Origin of the sequence: Paenibacillus sp. FSL R5-0701 (assembly GCF_037973995.1) — a bacterium.
Taxonomy (GTDB): Bacteria; Bacillota; Bacilli; order Paenibacillales; family Paenibacillaceae; genus Paenibacillus.
Genome location: NZ_CP150230.1, coordinates 6,337,850 through 6,357,924 on the forward strand (window position 1 = coordinate 6,337,850; position 20,075 = coordinate 6,357,924).

The window sequence follows — 20,075 nt, forward strand, 5'->3', positions numbered from 1 at the left end:
AAAAAAGACCCCGGATCACCGGAGTCTGATGCTAGCGATAATTCAATTTGGTAATTTACTTTTGTATCTTATGTTACATATAGGTTGCAAAAACTGCTGATCACTATTGTAATTTCTCAATTGTTGCATTCCCATCTTGGTACATCGCAATCTTTGCAACTCTTACACCATTGTCATCCAATAGGGTAATACGGTATGGAATTGTCTTATCCCCATTTGTTTTTACTTTGTTCCAATCGGCTTTGCTCAAGATACTGTCTGTAACTGCAAGCTTGCCTGCTCCGACCTGGATCGCGTTTATATTAAAGTTTACTGTATATTTCCCATCAATAAATGTCTTCACTTCAGACAGGGTGCTTGGTTTTTGTGCACTGTTGCCTTCTTCCTGATTCAAACCAAACACCAGAAATTCCGGGTCTGTTCCGGTTACACCGGGTACATCAAGTTCCGTTACTCGGTCTGCAGGTGTTTTTAAATCAGCTGTCCATTGCGCGTACAATGTTGTATTGCTCGTAATCTCGGTTGTACTATCTACGGCCTTCCCTTGTCCATCTGCTGCCGTATTCCAACCCGCGAAGCTGTGTCCCTCCCATACCGGTTCAGCTGGCAGCGTTAGCGCTTTGCCCTCTTCTACTTTTGCCGCTTCTGGAGCTGTCTCCGGAGAACCATTCAAATCAAACGTTACGGTGTAGTTCACCTGCGTTTCACCTTGAAGTGATTCAATCGTTGCATTCCCATCTTGGTACATCGCAATCTTTGCAACTCTTACACCATTGTCATCCAATAGGGTAATACGGTATGGAATTGTCTTATCCCCATTTGTTTTTACTTTGTTCCAATCGGCTTTGCTCAAGATACTGTCTGTAACTGCAAGCTTGCCTGCTCCGACCTGGATCGCGTTTATATTAAAGTTTACTGTATATTTCCCATCAATAAATGTCTTCACTTCAGACAGGGTGCTTGGTTTTTGTGTACTGCTGCCTTCTTCCTGATTCAAACCAAACACCAGAAATTCCGGGTCTGTTCCGGTTACACCGGGTACATCAAGTTCCGTTACTCGGTCTGCTGGTGCTTTTAAATCAGCTGTCCATTGCGCGTACAACGTTGTATTGCTCGTGATCTCGGTTGTACTATCTACGGCCTTCCCTTGTCCATCTGCTGCCGTATTCCAACCCGCGAAGCTGTGTCCCTCCCATACCGGTTCAGCTGGCAGCGTTAGCGCTTTGCCCTCTTCTACTTTTGCCGCTTCTGGAGCTGTCTCCGGAGAACCATTCAAATCAAACGTTACGGTGTAGTTCACCTGCGTTTCACCTTGAAGTGATTCAATCGTTGCATTCCCATCTTGGTACATCGCAATCTTTGCAACTCTTACACCATTGTCATCCAATAGGGTAATACGGTATGGAATTGTCTTATCCCCATTTGTTTTTACTTTGTTCCAATCGGCTTTGCTCAAGATACTGTCTGTAACTGCAAGCTTGCCTGCTCCGACCTGGATCGCGTTTATATTAAAGTTTACTGTATATTTCCCATCAATAAATGTCTTCACTTCAGACAGGGTGCTTGGTTTTTGTGTACTGCTGCCTTCTTCCTGATTCAAACCAAACACCAGAAATTCCGGGTCTGTTCCGGTTACACCGGGTACATCAAGTTCCGTTACTCGGTCTGCTGGTACTTTTAAATCAGCTGTCCATTGCGCGTACAATGTTGTATTGCTCGTGATCTCGGTTGTACTATCTACGGCCTTCCCTTGTCCATCTGCTGCCGTATTCCAACCCGCGAAGCTGTGTCCCTCCCATACCGGTTCAGCTGGCAGTGTTAACGCTTTGCCCTCTTCTACTTTTGCTGCTTCTGGAGCTGTGCCTTCAGCGCCGTTCAAATCAAAATTCACTGTATATTTCGCTGCTTCTTCCGCTTGATACGATTCGATAACTGCGTTTCCATCCTGGTACATTGCAATTTTAGCCGCGATGACCTTCGTTCCATCTTCCAGCAAGGTAATGCGGTACGGAATTGTTTTATCCCCGTTCTGTTTTACCTTAGCCCAGTCTGCTGGACTCAGTATGCTTTCAGTAATAGAGATCTTTCCATCTACAACTTGAATCGCATCTGCGTTAAAGGACACATTATACTTTTCGTTGATATACGCTTTAACCTCTGACAGAGTGCTTGGAATCTCTACATTATTTTCATCCACCAGCCCTTTGGCTAAAAACTTCGCTTCAGCCGCAGTCACATTAGCTACGTTCAGCGTATCTAAACCGCCAACTGGTGCAGCCAGGTGCCACTGAGCATAAACGGTTGTGTTTTGCGCAATCGCAGTTGTACTACTTACTGTTGTTCCACTTCCATCTGCTGCAGTGTTCCAGCCCACAAACGCGTATCCAGCACGCTCTGGGTTAGCTGGCAGTGTTAACGCTTTGCCCTCTTCTACAGTTACTGCACCTGGAGCTGTGCCTTCAACACCATTCAAGTTAAACGTTACGGTGTAGGTTACCTTCGGTTGGTTATCTCCCCCACCTGTCGAGCCACCACTTGATCCTCCACTCGAAGATCCACCTGAAGAAGATTCTCCGCTTGGAGCAGTAGCCGTAGTTGATGGCGTGTTAACAACAATGCTACCTTTTTGGTCACCTTGAACATTGCTTGGTCTTACATCGAATGCGGAATTCTGGGAACCGGAATTCAGTGTTACCGTTGTAATATTAGATGCACCTAATATTTTTGAAATTGCGTTTAATACAAGATTCACAACTTGCGCACCAGCACTAATTTGGATTGTGTTATTGGCAGCCGTAGCATCCACTTTCACGTCCTGAATTGATCCACGTTGCAATTGTACAGTCACGGATGCGCTGAATACATCAAAATCATCAAATTTACCATTTAATTGAACTTTCGCATTAGATGGCAGTTCTTTTGCCAATTCAATATCAGTAAATCCCTCACCTTTTAGTTCATTCTCTTCCAATTTGGCAGAGGATTGTACAATCACTTTTTGAGCTGTTGTTGTGCCTTCTGCGACCAAACGAACGGTACCATCCTTTTTATTTACCAGAACGTTGACGAGTGCTGAATCTACAAAATGAATAGAGTTCTCACCGCCACCCTCTACATTGGTAGTACCGTGGACTTTTACATTTTTAATGGTTACGTCTCCGCTGCCAATACCTGAAGCAAGCAGTAAATCACCTTTAATTTCATAGTTTTCAAGAGTCACGCCAGCCACATTAATAATTACATCACCGTTCACAACTTTGGTTTCTTGTGCGCTTCCATATGTTCCTGGTGTATCAATGCTTAAAGTTTCTTTTGCTACCGTCCGGTTGTTTAGAGCAGAATCAATCAGGACAATCGCTTCAGCGCGAGTCAGCTGCTTTTGAGCCTGGAACGTGCCATCTGGGTATCCTTTCATGATCCCCTTCTCAATTACTGCTGCAATGCTCCCTTGGCTCCACGTAGGAATCTTGCCTGCATCCGTGAATTGTCTGATTCCTTCGGAGCTACTAGTGTCCAATCCAAGAATACTAGAAATCATGGTCGCAGCTTCCTGACGACTTACGTTGGCACCAGGGTGGAAGGTGTTATCCGAGTATCCTTTCACATAACCAGCATTAAGTGCTTTTGCTACATCGTTATATGCCCAGTTAGACGGGGATAAATCTTTAAAATTAGCTGTAGATGTGTCTGCGAATCCAAACATTCGATTAACCAATGTAATGAATTCTGCGCGCGTAATTGCACTATTCGGTTTTACTGAACCATCTTGATAACCTTTCAAGCTACCATTCTCAATCCAGCTTTGAATTTTTTGCTCTGCCCAGTGTCCTTGTACATCATTTATAGATCGTGCAGATACAGCACCGCTCATTGAAGACAATGCCAGACTCAAACTTAGAGCACTGACAACCGCTCCGCGTAGTTTCTTGTTTTTACCCATGTTATCCTCCTAAAGTCTTATGTATTAATCTTATGAAACTCGCAAACACACTGTTAAAAGATCAAATTACCTGAAACACCTATTAAATTAGGTCTAAATAACTACTAATACCTGTTATATACTACCATAACACTACACAAAGTATCTACTATTTTTTAACTTCTTCATAATATTATAGGGATTAAATAGTAATAACCGTCATTATACCTTTACAATTCCATCTTTAATTTTGTCGAGTGCAGATAACTCCAAGATCACATACTTCATACTTTCTCCCCATACCTTTAACAGCTTCGAGGACGATAGATTTTTACAATCTACTATTTCTTAAAAGTAATGCACCTCCTATTTCGAGCATGTTAATTACCTATAAGAGCCCGTTTAAATTGAATCATTTGAAAGGTTTAATCATATCTACAAAGAATCAAAAAAAGACCCCGGATTAACCGGAGTCTGATGCTAGCGATAATTCAATTTGGTAACCATCTAACCATATATGTAGGTCGGATTGTCCGGATGATTATAATTTGATTACGTTAGCTGCTTGCGGTCCACGCGCGCCTTCGACGATGTCGAATTCTACGGATTGACCTTCTTCCAAAGTTTTGAATCCTTCGGATTGAATTGCGGAGAAATGTACGAATACGTCGCCGCCGTCTTCAGTCTCAATGAAACCGTAACCTTTTTCTGCGTTGAACCATTTTACTTTACCTTGCATGCACTAACATTCCCTTCGTCATCAAATGAAGTGAAGCTTTCGGCCTTAACCTCTGCCCACAATTCAGATAATACCATCCAAAGTTATCCATTGTCAATTGGAAAAGTAAATGTTTTCTTGGAATTTTTTGTAGATTAATTGGGGATTGTGTTGAGAGGTGGGATATCTTGAATATATCGGGTTTATTAGGCTGCTGATAAGTCTAATTTTAGCCTGCTTTGAAATGTAAAATAAATGTACCACGATTATTTCATATTAGACCTGGTGATAATCTACAGAAGAGAATTGTATTAGAAAAACAAAATATTATAAAAAAATAATAAAAAGTGAGCAAACATAAAAAAATTTGTTTGCTCACTTTTTATTATTTTTTTCTATCCATTAAAATGCTTTCAGGCGCGAAGTCACTCTCGTATGCATTACGCTGAGCCTTTGCCTGGTTACGCTTCATAAGCCATTCCTGAGCTTCAACACGAAGTAGATTCATTTGGCTTAAAATAGCATCATCATGGTCTGTTAACGCAACAATTCTTGCCTTCTGAGCTGAATCAATAGAAACATTGTTTAAATGATCTTGAATACGTTGAATGATTATTCCTCTTTTGTCCACATATTCAACCAATTCTTCATAATTTGCGTCTGACAATTCACTTATTATATTAGAGTTTAATAGTTCTAACTCTGCTATTAAATCATCCATGTGCAGTCTCTGACTGCGATACAGCTATTTTAGAAGCCTGTATCCATGTTTCACGTAAGTCTGTAAGATACCCAATGGCTTCTTCAGCTTTATCAGGTTGTTTCTGAATATTAGCCTGTACTAGGAGATAATTAGTATATTCATACATTGAATACAATCCCTTTGAAATCTCAACGGAGTTGTCCAAGGTACTCATAAGTTCGCTAATAATAGTCTGAGCTTTACCCAAGTTAAGACTAGTCGCTTCATAATCATTTTGTTTCAATCCTTCAATACCGGTACGTGCAAATCGTATTGCACCGTCATACAACATAACAACGAGTTGTGAAGGAGACGATGTCTGAACTGAAGATTGCCGATACTTATCATAAGGAGATTTAATCATGTATTCACCCTCTTTAAGAATTCATTCCCAAGCTTGAAAACAAGCTAGAGGATTGGCTGCTAAGTTTACTCATAGCTGTTTCCATCGCAGTGAATTGTTTATAAAACCGTGTTTCAGCATTGTTCAAATTGGTCAACATAACACTAATTCTATCATTGTACTGTTTAAGCCTCTTACCCATGACACTTTGCTCATTAAATGTTGTTGTCAGATCCGTCGAATATCTACTGGTACCTACTCTTTTTACCATACTTTCAAGAGATTCCGTCACTTTAGATGCTAATTTATCAAAAATCCCACTTTCCGAATCACTAGCAGGACCTTGGAGTAAATCAATTGCTTTCTGTGGGTTAGCAGCCAGTGCTTGTTTCAATTTCGCTTCATCTAGCTCTAGCTTACCTTTGGTATTGTAATCTCCCAGATTAATTCCAATTTCTTTTAAGTTTACAACTTCTTTTGAAATAATACTACGCATTGAAGAAATTGTGCTTCGGAGAATGTCATCATTCTTCAAAAGTCCGCTTTTTGCTTTTTCTGTCCAGTTCTTTATGTCATCGTCCTTCATTGCCGATTTCTGCTCATCCGTTAACGGTGTAAAATTACGATATTTGGCTTCATCTACTTTCGAATTCAGTAAATTAAGCAGCGAATTATAATCTTCTACAAAATTTTTAATATTTTGTACTGCCGTTTCAATATCTGATTGGATTGAAATCTCAGCGGGTGTATCAGTTGTAACACTACCCACTGTGGTGGATGTTTCTTTTAATAAAGTTAAGGTTACACCGTTGACCGTGAAACTATTACTATTATTTTTAAATTCAACACCATTAACTAACGATATAGAATCTATCCCTGTCTTTTCAACAAACTCTGTGGGATCGTTAACAGAATCATAGCTTTGGTTAAATAATTTCAATGTGCTATTATCACCACTTGAGATTATTTCATCAGTATTACCTAAAGTACCGCCTTTTTTTGAGGTAAACATCAATTTACCCGTAATTTCATCAAACTTAGCAGTAACATTTGACTTAGAGTTGCCGTTAATTGTGGATACTAGAGTTGCGATGGACGTAGTTCCATTAAACAATGGCTCCCCTTTATCGTCCTCATAAGTAACCCCACCAATTGTTAATGGATACACTGCCTTGTTATAAGTCTCGCGATCAGCATCGGTTAATACTGCAGGATCTGTCACACCATCACTAATCATTTTCAGGTCAGCAAGAGTTTTGGAGCTAGAAACGCTCTGCCCCACACCTCTTGTCTCCACAGTTTTGTTAGAAGCTAGTTGTGTTACACTTACCTTCATGTCTATTCCTGTAGCTGAAGGACCTGCCTCTGCTCTCACTGCTGTAGTATTACCATTAATAACTGATTTGTTCGTATTTAGGGCTGCACTTTTTCCGTACTTATCAACGAGTTTGTTGGTTCTAAACTCAACTAGCTTACTATTAATCTCTCGGTAACTATCTCTTGTCCATTCTAAGATTTGTTTTTGCTGATTCATTTTGTCGAGTGGAACTCTCTTGGCAGCCATCATACTTTTGACCATACTATCAATATCCATACCAGAAAAACCATTAATCCGAGTTACCATATCATATCCCCTTTCTAAATTTTTTCATCTACTAATATCCCCGCGATTTCCATCATTTTAGCAACTAAATCCAACGTTTTCTCAGGTGGAATCTCCCTGATTAATTCGCCAGTATCCTTGTTTAACACTTTCACCATAATATCATGGGTTTTCTCATGCACGCTAATCTCTAATGTTGTTTGAGGCCCTTGTAAGGACTGCACAGCACGCTCAATCGTCTTGATTAAATGTTCATCAGCCAAAGATACACTAGCACCCTGAAGCTCTTTTATGTTCATCTCTTTAGTATTCTTTATAGCACGTGTTGAGGTTACTAATTCACCAGTTCCTGAAGCATCTGATCTGGGCTGTCCGCTAACTGATCCTGAAGCAGATAGAGAAAGCTGTACATTCATGAGTCTATCCTCCAACAAAGCTTATTTATAGTATATATCGGTTATAAACAACCATATATTTAGGAAAATGCTAACAAAACAAAAAAAAGCTTCGGATTAATCCGAAGCTTTTTAATAAGTTGAATATTAACGAAGCAATTGCAGAACGCCTTGCGGTTGTTGGTTTGCTTGCGCCAACATTGCTTGTGCAGCTTGTGCAAGGATATTGTTTTTTGTTTGTTCCATCATTTCTTTCGCCATGTCTACGTCACGAATACGGGATTCGGAAGCAGTCAAGTTCTCAGAAGTTGTTCCCAAGTTGTTGATTGTGTGCTCCAAACGGTTTTGAACAGCACCCAGTTTAGAACGCTCAGCAGACACTTTGGAAATTGCGGAATCCAATTTAGTCAGAGCATTTTGTGCTCCAGTTTGGCTGGAGATATCTACACCGGAAATACCCAGAGCGTTGGATCTCATATCGTTGATGGAGAATGTAAGGTTTTGGCCTTTATTCGCACCAATTTGCAGAGAAACAGCACCCGTACCGGAAGCTTCGCGAGAAGCTTGATCAAGACCCAGTTTGGACAATACATCACCATTAGCAAGTTCACCGAAATCAATTACTCCGCTTGGGCTAGTTACAGTCAAACGACCGTTTTCAGCTTTCACTTCAACGTCTTTAATTTCTTTATCGGTGTCTGTAAATCCACCTTTAGTGTTGATATCAAGAATTTGAGCATTGATTGCTGTTGCTAGGGCATCAGCCAATGCTTTAGCATCGGAGTTAGCACCTGCAGTGATACCCGTAACTGTGCGAGTTTCACCATTGAGGCTAAAGCTAAATTTATCACCTGCAACAATTGCATCTAGAACTTTGTTCTCTCCAGCTGCCACTGTTACTGCACCTGCTTGCTCAGCAGCCGCACCAACGAACACGTCTAATACAGAACCGCTTCCTGCCGCATCAGTTCCGTCTGCAAGTTTAGCTGTGAGGTTAGCACCGTCACCAAAGTAGTTTTCAACTTTCGAAGAAGTCCCTTTTGAACCACTTTCGATTTTGAACGTACCTGGAGTTGCGTCAGTCACTTTAACGTGCTCTACACCAGTTCCAGAATCATCAATAGATGCATTAATTGCTTTTTGCAATACATCGCGGATTTTACCACTTGCAGTTGCATCCATTGGAGTTGTTGACCAGTCACCTGTCAATACAGCCTTATCTGCTTCGCTTAAGTGCTTGCTCCAGTCGATCGTGATGGTTTTTCCATCAATTACGATTGCATCTTTTTTGTCAAATTTAAGCTCTTCTGCTCCACCTGTGTTAGTTGCTACTCCACCAGCGCCAGCACCCGTCAAAGTACCTGCAGTTTGTTTGAATACTTGGGAACCAGATAGTTGGTTGATACCGTTAGAACCACCAGCACCACTCAAGTTACCATTCAACAATTTTTGTGTATTGAACTCTGCAGTATCACCAATACGGTCGATCTCAGATTTCAATTGGCTAACTTCGTTTTGAAGAGCTTTACGATCTTCTGCAGTGTTCGTTCCGTTGGCAGATTGGTCAGCCAATTCACGAACACGTTGTAGGATAGAGTGAGTTTCGTTCAAGTTACCCTCAGCTACTTGAATCAAAGAGATACCATCTTGAGCGTTACGGCTCGCTTGATCCAAACCGCGGATTTGGGAACGCATTTTTTCGGAAATTGCCAAACCAGCAGCATCGTCACCAGCACGGTTGATACGAAGACCGGAAGACAATTTTTCAATGTTTTTGTTTGTGTTTGCGGAGTTTGCACTCAGCTGACGGTGCGTATTCAACGCAGCGATATTGTGATTGATAATCATTAGATAGTTCCTCCCTGAAAATAAGTTAGTACCACATCCTTGTGGTAAACGCCGCGACATTAAGGTCGGCCGCCCTGCCGAAGCAGCGTCTAAATTATATATCGACAGGAGGAGAGCAAGTGTTTATAGCAAATTGGAATTTTTTTATTCTTTTTTGTTGCCACTATTTCGAAGACGTTCCATAAATGCTTCAACGTTAGTTGCAAGAGGTGTTGCAGACTCTCGGTTTGTCTCCTGAATAGATTGATATACTTCTTGTCTGAAGATATCAATATGTTTAGGTGCTGAAATTCCAATACGCACCGTATCACCTTCTACAGATAATATTGTAACTTCAATATTATCTTGAATGATAATAGATTCACCCTTTTTCCGTGATAAAACCAGCATGTTATACCCCACCCTTCACTGAGGTCTTCTCTTCTTCAGCCCAAATGAGATGGCGTGGTTCGTAACCAGATTGATGAAGTATAACCTGTTTACCTAGGCGATTTTCAGGATTCAAAACAATCGGTGCTAGCAAATTCATTGTAGATCTATTCGCTTGAGAATGTATTGTAACAATTGTAAATACGTTAACTTGATCTTCAATCGCGAGCTCTTCTTTGTCTATGTCGGCCAGTTCAAAACTATAGCTAGGCATAAATACAAATGGGCTTACTAACAAAAATGAAAGTCCGGGCTCTTGTATCGACTGCAAATAACTAAAAGGCGTATCCTCCCATGGGATTAATGTAAATTCTGTATTTTCCTCGAATCCCGGTAAACCTTTAGGAAACTTAAATATATCTTCTTCTTTAACTTCTATTTCTCCCCATATGCTTGTTTGGATATGAATGACAAACGCCTCCCTCGGCAAAAATTGATAAAAAAAAGCCATAGAGGACTGTATCAGAGACCGTCTATAGCTCTACATTATATCTTATAACCCCATATCTACAGTAGGTGGAGTATATTGAATTGATGCATACTGCTTAACATAGATATCGAGCTTTCCCCTCTGGTATTCAATCTCAGGTCTGTTGACCGTAACATTCATTTCTGAAACAGCGGCTTGAAAACGAATATCAGGCGGTCTCGTTTCAATACGAATATCTACGTTATCAAATGATGCAGGAGTTCGAGTCTCAGGGAAAGGCTGTGGTTGCCAGTCCGTACCTATGATATTAGCAATCGTGTTACCCGGTTTGTGAATAGCTGCCAATTGATTGCCCTGTTGTACGCGATTGGCCATATTTTGCAGGAATTGCTGTTCAATACCTGAATATATTCTCGCATTCATATCTATCATATTTCCGCCAGTGTAGGCGGAGAACGCCTTTGATTGGTCTACATTCAGTCGAATGGGATGACTCTCTACTGTCAATTTTGAAGGCCTAGTATTCAGTTTAACCTCTGCTTTCGGCTGACGAATGGAGTATTGTCCTGGGTCAGCATCAATACTCAAAAGAGACGGCGTGGTTCGAATTTGAACAACAGGAAGAGTCTTCATAAATCCCCCCCCTTTTTATCTCAGGAAGTCCACCAGAGATGGCGAGATAATTTTGGCACCAGCAGACAGAGAAGCATTATAGATGTTTTCCTGTATTTTGGATTGCATCGCAAGCTCCGCGTAGTCTGCATCCTCAACTTTGGCTTGAAGGTCAGTTAAGTTTATACCTAAATCGTCTAGACGACCAGCCATCAGATCTACACGGTTTGTTTTTGCACCAATCTCAGAACGAATTGCCAACATCTTATCCATGCGGCTATCGATATTCCCCAACTGATTGGAGAGCTCTTTTTTGTCACCACTACCTAAAGCCTTCATAATATTATTCATAATACCAAAAAGGTTATCTTCTTCTGTATCTGTACCAAATACTTCGTTTCCACTAATGTTAATTGGAAGTTGAACACTCTCACCAACAATAAAGTTAATTTTCCCTTTATCCGTAATAATGGATGTAGCATTCGTTGTATCAAGTGTACCATCAGCATTAGCCGGGAAATCATATGGCTTCACGTCATAGGTTTCACCATTGAAGACATACTTTCCGTTAAGCTTACTGTTGGAAATATCAATTAATTGCTCATTAAGTTGTTTTACCTCTTCTTTAATGCTATCTAGCGCGGATTGAGGATTTGTCCCTGTCGAAGCTTGTACCGTCAATTCACGCAGACGCTGTACTACATTCCCAGCTTGATTCATAACGGTGTCATTAAACTCCAGCCAGGAAACCGCACTATCTACGTTTTTCTGATACTGCTCATTGGATGAAAGTTCTGCCCGATAACGAAGGGAGTATGTGATCCCTACCGGATCATCCGAAGGTTTGTTAATTTTACGGCCTGTTGCCAGTTGTGTCTGAGTATTGTTCATCTGCTGTGCATTCCGGTTCAAGTTCAAAAGCAACTGTGAACTAAGCATGTTATTTGTAATTCTCATGGTTGTTAGGCCACTCCCTTCTATTATCTGCCTACCATGCCGGTAGAGTTAATCAATTTATCGAGAAGTTGATCATATGTGGTCATAAAACGTGCAGAGGCGCTATAAGCATGTTGGAACTTGATCATGTTGGCCATCTCCTCATCCAAAGATACGCCACTCACGGATTGACGACGGGTGTCCACTTGCTCTACTAGGAACTCCGAGTTCGATGTTTGACGTGCGGCCTCTTGAGATTGCACCCCCAGTTGTCCCACAATCGCACTAAACTGTGCACCGATTGTTGCATTTCGCAGACCGTCGGTCGTCTTCATTGGTGTATCCTTCAAATTAGCAATCAAAATCGCAAGTGTGTTGTTACCTTTAATTACAGTTTCAGTGCCAGAAGCATCCGTTGTGCGGAGCGAAGTAGCAATCTTATTCGGGTCAGCCAGAATCTCAGCGTTCAATGAGATGTTACCCGCTGTAATCGCTGTTCCACCACCTGCTGCGGTAAAGAAAGGTAATCCTCCTGTATTAGTTCCATCCATGCTGTACCCGATTTGATGCAACCCGTTAAAGCCTTTAACCGTCACTGGATTTGGAAAACTTTCATCTATCTTGCGAGCTTCACCTGTGAGACCCCAAGGATTATTTTCAGGTAAAACAGAACCCACTGGGATTGTAATTTGGATATCACCGTTAGCAAGGGTATTAGCCAAGTCGTCCATTTGTTTCCGGTAATCACTTACCAAGGTATCTCTGGACTTAATCATGCCATGAACCTCACCATTAGTGAGTGTTCCAGCTGTATATGCTGTATTCAGAAAAGCAGGATCTACCGCGACTTGTACTGCTCCGCCTGTAACGAGTGCCTGTCCATTCATCTGAATCTGATATCCTTGCGGGGAATCCGTAACGGTAACATTCATGATTTTGGACAGCTTGTCTGTCATCAGATCACGTTGGTCACGTAAATCGTTGGCATTATCGCCAAGAGACTCGACTTTTACAATAGCACTATTCAGATTCGCAATGTTCCCAAGATAGCCTTGTATTTCATTACTTTTCACAGCGATGTTACTGTCCAAATCCTGGCTAAGCGCATCCAATTGGCGGCTAATCTGATTCATCGCATCCGTAAGAGCTAGAGTTGTTTCTTTGACAATCCGGCGTGCCGTAACGTCCTCAGGATTCTTACTTAGATCTGACCATGATTTATAGAAATTATCCATAACCGTCCGAAATCCGGTGTCCGATGGCTCGTTGACAATAGCTTCAAGTTTCTCAAGCGTATCTCGTTGAATGGACCAACTCCCGAAGTTGGTGTTTTCATTACGATATTGGTCGTCCAGAAATTTCTCACGCACACGAGTAATGGAGTCGAACTCTACCCCTGTACCGAGCTGTCCTGGTGTTGTGCTATGCAGAAATGCGAACGGCTCCATTGGAATGGATGCCTGCATGTTTACCTTTTGGCGTGAGTACCCTTCTGTGTTGGCATTGGCTACGTTATGACCTGTTGTGCTAAGAGCTGTCGTCTGTGTGAACAAACTGCGTTTAGCCGTTTCGATTGAATGAAATGTAGATGTCACCTGGTTTCCCCCTAATTAATCAGGCACGCGTGTCAAACAGACCGATTCGCCCTGGATTGCCGTTCTTATCAGCAGGATGCTGATATGTGGCATCCTGTTCTGGCCGAGAAGCAAAGATGTCCATTGAAAGATCAATAAACATCAACGATTGCTCGATCAGCTTTTGATTCAGTTGATTGATTTCCTTTAACTCCTGCAGTGTTCCCGCCAGCTTCTTCTGGACTTCAAGCAATCGCTGTTTGTCAGCCGGATCAAAAATCAGTTTGGAGATCTCCGTAATGTTCAGGTTCAGCATGGACTTGATGCCACGCTCCTGAAGCAATTCATGGACTGCACTCTGCCGTTCAATCTCCAATGGCTCCTGTTGTTTCATGAACCGGGATTCTTTGTTCAGAACGGCAATGAGTTCATCCACATCGTTTTTGACAATGACCTGTCTCTTGACCTCACTGAGTGCCAGCATATCGCGGTGACTTTGTTCCATTTGCTGCAAAACTGCAATTAATCTGTCCAGTGCTGCCATTACGTGATCACCTATTCCTTATCAAAAGACTTAAAATACGGTAATAATTTGTCAGCAAGCTTGCTGCTGTCTACCTGATACGTTCCTGAACTGACCTGTTCTTTCAGTTCCTGTATCCGCTGAATGCGTCCTGCATCTTGTGTACGCCCTTGTTCCTCAAGCATCTTCATCGCCTCCGGAGAAATGGATACTTCGTCCTTACGGCGGCTCTTCTTGGCATCAGCCTGCTGATTGGATTCAACGTTCCTTTGATATGAATTGATGGCTCCAATTCTACTCGGTTCATTGATTTTCATATGAACTACACTTCCTTCCACGTTAGAATTTTACATTGATATACGTTTTTCTTACTTTATCTTTATGTTATCGAAATGATTAGGATAATAAAAAAAACCGATAATCTTTAATAAGTTTATCGGTACGTTTCAAAACATTTGTTATAGCAAGATCTGTATTTAAGACCTCGTTCCTATGAATCGCGTAGTTTGTCGAGAGCATTGTAGGTTCGTCCGCCTATATTGCCGTTATCCTTCTGACCTACATCACGAGCTGCACTAGCCAAGTCTTTCGTCAAGCGCTGACGACAAGAGTCACACATATGACCTTCACGAATCAATGTTCCGCATACTTCACAAGGATACATCATATTCGGGGCATTTTCGATGGAAATCCGTCCCTCACGGATGAACTTGGTAATGGTTTTGATCGAAACATCTGTTGCATCAGATAGTTCCTGTATATTGGTGCCTTTGTTTTCGCGCAAATAATCTACACAGATCTGATATTCCTGTTCCATTTCCTTAATACAATTCGAGCATACATCTCGAAAATTCAACGCATATAATTTACCACAGCGAGGACAATTGCCTAGATTCATCGCTAAAACGCCCCTCTCAAACTTCCATTTCCGAATAGATAATAACTATACATTACCTTATTTTCTCTGATGAAGCCATAGTCTATTTACAAAGCAAAAAAGGGGAACAGGATGCACATATATGCAAACCCATTCCCCCTTATACATTACTAATTCAATGTTCTAATACTTAGTACAGAAGACCATATGCTTGTGTTCTGATCATTGAATGCCCGAATGCGATATTTATGCAAACTGGACGGTAACAGGTCAGAATGAATAAACGTTGTATCAATGACAGTCGCCACAATTTGCCCATCGGCTTCAATTTCGTAAGACGAAGCTCCCCCAACCGAGTCCCAAGTCAGAAAAACGTTTGTTTTGTCCGAAGTTCCCTTCAGCACAGGTGTAGTTAATTGAGTCATTCCCGCTATAATTTCACTCCAAGCTCCCGCACCAGAAGCATTTTTGGCACGAATTCGGAAGGTATGCTCCGTATTTGGTGCAAGTCCGCTCTTCGTATAAGCAACTCCACTCACGGCAACCACCGTACCATCAATCTCCAGATCATATCCGGTAGCTCCAGTTACAGCACTCCATCTCAGCGCAATAGCCGCTGTGGTTGCAGAGTTAATACTCAAGCCTGAGACACTTGCAGGTAACGTAGTTTGGGACAATAGTGCTGTCCATGCACTCACATTAGTGTCGGTCAGGGCACGAATACGATATTTATGAATGGTTCCACCAAGTACTCCATTATGGACATACAAGAGATCACTTACAGTAGCAACCACTATGCCATCTGCCTCAATCTCATATTTTGTTGCACCAGCAACTTCATTCCATGTCAGCGTAACTGCCGTTTCTTCAGGTGCAGCTTTCAGCGTTGTTGGTACATTTAATTGGGTCGAGGCGGTTACAATCTCACTCCAGCTACCAATGCCAGCAGCATTTTTGGCACGAATGCGGAAGGTATGGTCTGTATTGGCTAGAAGACCACTTTTCGTATAAGCAGATCCACTCACAGAAATTACAACACCGTCAATTTCCAAATCGTAAGCAGTGGCGCCTGTAACAGGGCTCCATTTCAATGAAATGGCAACAGGTGTAGCGGTATTTAACATGAAACCGTTAACTGCAGCAGGTATGGTGCTTTGTGTCAGCACTGCTGTCCATGCACTTGTGTTGGTATCCGTCATCCCACGAATGCGATACTTATGGGCTGTTCCTGGCAACTGTCCTGTGTGACTATAGCTCGTCTCTTCTACCGTTGCCACTACTACTCCATCGGCTTCAATCTCATACTTAGTCGCATCAGCAATAGCTGCCCATGTCAGGTTGATTGCAGTTTCTTCCGATGCTGCTTTTAGTACTGGTGTGTTTAGAAGTGTAGTGCCCTTGATGAGTTCGCTCCAAGCCCCTGTACCAGCAGTATTCTTCGAGCGAATACGGAAAGTATGGTCTGTGTTGGCTGTAAGACCACTCTTTGTATAAGCTACTCCCGTTACTGGGACAACCGTTCCATCGATCTCCAGATCGTATCCCGTGGCTCCGATTACTGCTGTCCATTTCAATGCAATGGCTACGTTCGTAGCCGAGCTAACCGTTAATCCTGTAACAGAGGCAGGTATAGTGCTCTGCGTCAAGATTGCTGTCCATGCACTTGTATTGGTCTCGGTCAACGCACGAATGCGATACTTATGCGCCGTTCCTGGTAGCAGTGCTGCATGGCTATAGCTAGGTTCTTCTACCGTTGCTACCACTACTCCGTCAGTCTCAATCTCATACTTAGTCGCATCAGTAATAGCTACCCAAGTTAGGTTGATTGCTGTTTCTTCTGATGTTGCTTTTAATACCGGTGTATTTAGAAGTGTCGTTCCATTGATGAGTTCGCTCCAAGCCCCTACACCAGCGGCATTTTTCGAGCGAATACGGAAAGTGTGATCTGTGTTAGCTACAAGACCACTCTTCGTATATGCTACTCCCGTTACTGGGACAACGGTACCATCGATTTCCAGATCATATCCAGTTGCTCCCGTTACTGCTGCCCATTTCAAAGCAATAGCTACGTTCGTAGTTGAGCTAACTGTTAATCCGGTAACGGAGGCAGGGATGGTGCTCTGCGTCAGGATTGCTGTCCACGCACTTGTATTAGTATCCGTCAACGCACGAATGCGATACTTATGGGCCGTTCCTGGTAACAATGCTGTATGGCTGTAGTTAGGTTCTTCTACCGTTTCCACTGATGTTCCGTCCGCTTCAATCTCATACTTGGTTGCGTCTGTTACATCAGCCCACGTGAGGTTGACTGCAGTTTCTTCTGATGATGCTTTTAATACCGGTGTATTTAGAAGTGTGGTTCCACTAATCAAATCGCTCCATGCCCCTACACCAGCGGCATTTTTCGAGCGAACACGGAAAGTATGATCTGTATTGGCTGCAAGACCGCTCTTCGTATAAGCTACTCCCGTTACTGGGACAACCGTTCCATCAATCTCCAGATCATATCCCGTGGCTCCGGTTACTGCTGTCCACTTTAAGGCAATGGCTGCATTCGTAGCCGTGCTAACTGTTAATCCGGTAACGGAAGCAGGGATGGTGCTTTGCGTCAGGGTTGCTGTCCATGCACTTGTATTGGTCTCGGTCAACGCTCGAATACGATACTTATGGGACGTTCCTGGTAACAATGCTGTATGGCTGTAGTTAGGTTCTTCTACTTTTGCCACTACTGCTCCGTCTGCCTCAATCTCATACTTGGTTGCGTCCGCAATAGCTACCCATGTCAGGTTAATTGCAGTTTCTTCCGATGATGCTTTTAGTACAGGTGTGTTTAGGAGCGTCGTTCCATTGATGAGTTCACTCCACGCTCCTACACCAGCTGCATTTTTCGAGCGAACACGGAAGGTGTGATCTGTATTTGCTGAAAGGCCACTCTTCGTATAAGCTACTCCCGTTACTGGGACAACTGTTCCATCGATCTCCAGATCATATCCAGTTGCTCCCGTAACTGCTGTCCATTTCAAAGCAATAGCTACGTTCGTAGCCGAGTTAACTGTTAATCCTGTAACGGAGGCAGGTACAGTGCTCTGTGTCAGAATTGCTGTCCATGCACTCGTATTGGTCTCGGTCAACGCACGAATACGATACTTGTGCGCCGTTCCTGGTAACAATAATGTGTGACTGTAGCTAGGCTCTTCTACTGTTGCAACCACTGCTCCGTCTGCCTCAATCTCATACTTGGTTGCGTCTGCTACATCAGCCCATGTCAGATTGATTGCAGTTTCTTCTGATGTTGCTTTCAAGACAGGTGTGTTCAACTGCGTTATTCCGCTGATCAGATCACTCCATGCCCCTGCACCAGCGGCATTCTTTGAGCGAATACGGAAGGTATGATCTGTATTTGCTGCGAGACCATTCTTCGTGTAGGTTACTCCTGTTACAGGGACAACTGTTCCATCGATCTCAAGATCATAACCTGTGGCTCCGGTTACTGCTGTCCATTTCACAGTTACAGCTGCATTGGTCGCTGCACTGACCACCAATCCATTAACGGAATCAGGCAACGTATTCTGTGATTTCACTGCCGACCATGCGCTAATGTTATTGTCACTTATAGCTCGTACACGATACTTATGGGCCGTTCCAGGTTTGAGCCCTGTGTGCGTATAGATTGAATCTGATATATCTCCAACGACAACGCCATCCGCCTCAACTTCATATGACGTTGCACCATCAACTGGTGACCAGATGAGAACAACTTCTTCTTGTGAAGGGTTGGACTGAATAACGGGTGTACTCATCTGGGTGATTCCTGTAGTTACATCACTCCAGCTTCCTGCACCACCAGCATTTTTAGGTCTGATTCTAAAAGTGTACTCTGTATTGGCTGTAAGGCCAGTTTTACTATAAGTGGTACCTGTTACAGCAACATTAGTGCCATCAATCTCCAAATCATATCCGGTAGCACCCTTTACCGCAGTCCAAGCTACCGTTAATTTATTGAATGTGGCATCAGTAACCGTCAGCCCGTTGGTACGATCAGGTACTGTTAACTGACTCACCATTTTACTCCATGAACTCTCATTGTTAGCCGAGAAGGCTTTTAGCACATAGGTATGCGTTGAATTCGCTTCAAGCCCTTCATGTACATAGGAAGTTACGTTTCCTAATTCAAATGGTGTACCACCATCAATCTGCAACTGGTAGCGATCTGCAGACTCAACCGCCATCCACTGAATCGTATTCTTGCCTTCCTCTGGCGTTACGGTCAAAACAGGTTTCTCAAGCAAGGTTGTTATTGCAACCGGCTCAATCCACTCACTAGCCCCTAGTCTGTTAATTCCACGTACTCTATAGGTGTATGTAGTATTGGGTGTAAGTGAAGAACTTGTATAATTGATTCCGTAAAAAGGCCCTTTGACTACGCCATTCTCTTCAATCTCATATTGAACAGCTTGTGGAGCAGCAGACCAATTGAGATTAATAGCTACATCACTGGCATCAGCCGCCAAATTAGTTGGAACAGCAGGAATTGTAGTAATAGGCTGTGTTGTCCCCGGCTCTTTTACAAAACTGAATGATTCTGCTTTCCGTATATAATACGGATTCAGGTTGGATACAAAATCTACTACCGCTCCTGTATCGGCATTAATCACAAGACTTAACTGTGTAGCCTCATAGCTTTGCACATATCTTGGCGTAGTCATTCCAAATTCATCAACGGTGGAATTATTCCATACTCCAACATTGGTTCCGGATTGTCTGTATTCCATAGTCGTGTAATACTCCCATACCTCAGCAAAGTCGATGATAAAGGCATTGGTAACTTTACCGGCATAAGTAGATGTGTAGGAGCCAAATGAAATCTTGGTTATGTCCTCAACTGCTCCATTAATCGATTGGCTTCTCCTAAAAGAATATCCTGATGTTGAAATCTCATATGATCTCACCCAACCCAGCTTAACTGATTTTTGATTCACCTGTAGTTGGCCGTTGTTGTTGGTCAACACATATTGGTAATCATTACTTGATGAGACTATCCCGCTTCCTACTGCGGCATCTGCCCGGTTCCCCCCGTACACGCCAAACTGTCCGAATACCAGCATGAATACTAGTAGACGGACAGT

Annotated in this window: 16 protein-coding genes; all 16 read right to left on the reverse strand. The window is 42.6% G+C overall.

The window, feature by feature from the left end:
- Nucleotides 1-103: 103 nt before the first annotated feature.
- Nucleotides 104-3,940, reverse strand: a complete 3,837-nt coding sequence (locus MKZ13_RS27945) for an InlB B-repeat-containing protein (RefSeq protein ID WP_339179812.1) — start codon at nt 3,938-3,940, stop codon at nt 104-106.
- A gap of 520 nt (nt 3,941-4,460) precedes the next feature.
- A complete protein-coding gene (locus MKZ13_RS27950) occupies nt 4,461-4,658 on the reverse strand; it encodes a cold shock domain-containing protein (RefSeq protein WP_024631599.1) in 198 nt (65 codons plus the stop codon).
- Nucleotides 4,659-5,022: 364 nt separating this feature from the next.
- Nucleotides 5,023-5,358, reverse strand: coding sequence for a hypothetical protein (locus MKZ13_RS27955; protein WP_339179813.1), 336 nt, complete (start codon nt 5,356-5,358; stop codon nt 5,023-5,025).
- Nucleotides 5,351-5,743 (reverse strand): flagellar export chaperone FliS, encoded by a 393-nt coding sequence (gene fliS / locus MKZ13_RS27960; RefSeq protein ID WP_339179816.1) that lies wholly within the window; start codon nt 5,741-5,743, stop codon nt 5,351-5,353. The genes MKZ13_RS27955 and fliS overlap by 8 nt, the downstream gene beginning before the upstream one ends.
- 13 nt (nt 5,744-5,756) lie before the next feature.
- Entirely contained in the window at nt 5,757-7,346 is a 1,590-nt protein-coding gene (fliD, locus tag MKZ13_RS27965) for a flagellar filament capping protein FliD (protein WP_339179818.1), read from the reverse strand.
- A 14-nt stretch (nt 7,347-7,360) separates the two neighbouring features.
- The gene (locus MKZ13_RS27970) at nt 7,361-7,741 is read right to left on the reverse strand and encodes a flagellar protein FlaG (protein WP_339179821.1); all 381 of its coding nucleotides are present in this window, start codon (nt 7,739-7,741) and stop codon (nt 7,361-7,363) included.
- Nucleotides 7,742-7,867: 126 nt separating this feature from the next.
- A complete protein-coding gene (locus MKZ13_RS27975; RefSeq protein WP_339179823.1) occupies nt 7,868-9,568 on the reverse strand; it encodes a flagellin in 1,701 nt (566 codons plus the stop codon).
- 144 nt (nt 9,569-9,712) lie between these two features.
- The gene (csrA, locus tag MKZ13_RS27980) at nt 9,713-9,958 is read right to left on the reverse strand and encodes a carbon storage regulator CsrA (protein WP_339179826.1); all 246 of its coding nucleotides are present in this window, start codon (nt 9,956-9,958) and stop codon (nt 9,713-9,715) included.
- A gap of 1 nt (nt 9,959) precedes the next feature.
- Nucleotides 9,960-10,448 (reverse strand): flagellar assembly protein FliW, encoded by a 489-nt coding sequence (gene fliW / locus MKZ13_RS27985; protein WP_339179829.1) that lies wholly within the window; start codon nt 10,446-10,448, stop codon nt 9,960-9,962.
- A 42-nt stretch (nt 10,449-10,490) separates the two neighbouring features.
- Complete coding sequence (locus MKZ13_RS27990) at nt 10,491-11,060, reverse strand: DUF6470 family protein (protein WP_339179832.1); 570 nt, start codon at nt 11,058-11,060, stop codon at nt 10,491-10,493.
- Nucleotides 11,061-11,075: 15 nt separating this feature from the next.
- Entirely contained in the window at nt 11,076-11,996 is a 921-nt protein-coding gene (gene flgL / locus MKZ13_RS27995; RefSeq protein ID WP_339179835.1) for a flagellar hook-associated protein FlgL, read from the reverse strand.
- Nucleotides 11,997-12,019: 23 nt separating this feature from the next.
- A complete protein-coding gene (gene flgK, locus MKZ13_RS28000; RefSeq protein ID WP_339179837.1) occupies nt 12,020-13,570 on the reverse strand; it encodes a flagellar hook-associated protein FlgK in 1,551 nt (516 codons plus the stop codon).
- A 19-nt stretch (nt 13,571-13,589) separates the two neighbouring features.
- On the reverse strand, nt 13,590-14,093 hold the full coding sequence (locus tag MKZ13_RS28005) for a flagellar protein FlgN (protein ID WP_076333996.1): 504 nt from the start codon (nt 14,091-14,093) through the stop codon (nt 13,590-13,592).
- 11 nt (nt 14,094-14,104) lie between these two features.
- Nucleotides 14,105-14,389, reverse strand: coding sequence for a flagellar biosynthesis anti-sigma factor FlgM (gene flgM, locus MKZ13_RS28010; protein WP_053779526.1), 285 nt, complete (start codon nt 14,387-14,389; stop codon nt 14,105-14,107).
- 173 nt (nt 14,390-14,562) lie between these two features.
- Nucleotides 14,563-14,970 carry a TIGR03826 family flagellar region protein gene (locus MKZ13_RS28015; RefSeq protein WP_339179840.1) on the reverse strand — a complete coding sequence of 136 codons (408 nt, stop codon included), beginning with the start codon at nt 14,968-14,970 and terminating at the stop codon, nt 14,563-14,565.
- A 149-nt stretch (nt 14,971-15,119) separates the two neighbouring features.
- Nucleotides 15,120-20,054: a fibronectin type III domain-containing protein gene (locus MKZ13_RS28020; RefSeq protein WP_339179843.1), complete on the reverse strand. Its 4,935-nt coding sequence runs from the start codon at nt 20,052-20,054 to the stop codon at nt 15,120-15,122.
- Between the last annotated feature and the right edge of the window lie 21 nt (nt 20,055-20,075).

Coding starts and splice junctions, on each gene's coding strand:
- MKZ13_RS27945 (WP_339179812.1), bottom strand. CDS start 3,940: ATGGGTAAAAACAAGAAACTACGCGGAGCGGTTGTCAGTGCTCTAAGT.
- MKZ13_RS27950 (WP_024631599.1), bottom strand. CDS start 4,658: ATGCAAGGTAAAGTAAAATGGTTCAACGCAGAAAAAGGTTACGGTTTC.
- MKZ13_RS27955 (WP_339179813.1), bottom strand. CDS start 5,358: ATGGATGATTTAATAGCAGAGTTAGAACTATTAAACTCTAATATAATA.
- fliS (WP_339179816.1), bottom strand. CDS start 5,743: ATGATTAAATCTCCTTATGATAAGTATCGGCAATCTTCAGTTCAGACA.
- fliD (WP_339179818.1), bottom strand. CDS start 7,346: ATGGTAACTCGGATTAATGGTTTTTCTGGTATGGATATTGATAGTATG.
- MKZ13_RS27970 (WP_339179821.1), bottom strand. CDS start 7,741: ATGAATGTACAGCTTTCTCTATCTGCTTCAGGATCAGTTAGCGGACAG.
- MKZ13_RS27975 (WP_339179823.1), bottom strand. CDS start 9,568: ATGATTATCAATCACAATATCGCTGCGTTGAATACGCACCGTCAGCTG.
- csrA (WP_339179826.1), bottom strand. CDS start 9,958: ATGCTGGTTTTATCACGGAAAAAGGGTGAATCTATTATCATTCAAGAT.
- fliW (WP_339179829.1), bottom strand. CDS start 10,448: ATGGCTTTTTTTTATCAATTTTTGCCGAGGGAGGCGTTTGTCATTCAT.
- MKZ13_RS27990 (WP_339179832.1), bottom strand. CDS start 11,060: ATGAAGACTCTTCCTGTTGTTCAAATTCGAACCACGCCGTCTCTTTTG.
- flgL (WP_339179835.1), bottom strand. CDS start 11,996: ATGAGAATTACAAATAACATGCTTAGTTCACAGTTGCTTTTGAACTTG.
- MKZ13_RS28005 (WP_076333996.1), bottom strand. CDS start 14,093: ATGGCAGCACTGGACAGATTAATTGCAGTTTTGCAGCAAATGGAACAA.
- flgM (WP_053779526.1), bottom strand. CDS start 14,389: ATGAAAATCAATGAACCGAGTAGAATTGGAGCCATCAATTCATATCAA.
- MKZ13_RS28015 (WP_339179840.1), bottom strand. CDS start 14,970: ATGAATCTAGGCAATTGTCCTCGCTGTGGTAAATTATATGCGTTGAAT.
- MKZ13_RS28020 (WP_339179843.1), bottom strand. CDS start 20,054: ATGCTGGTATTCGGACAGTTTGGCGTGTACGGGGGGAACCGGGCAGAT.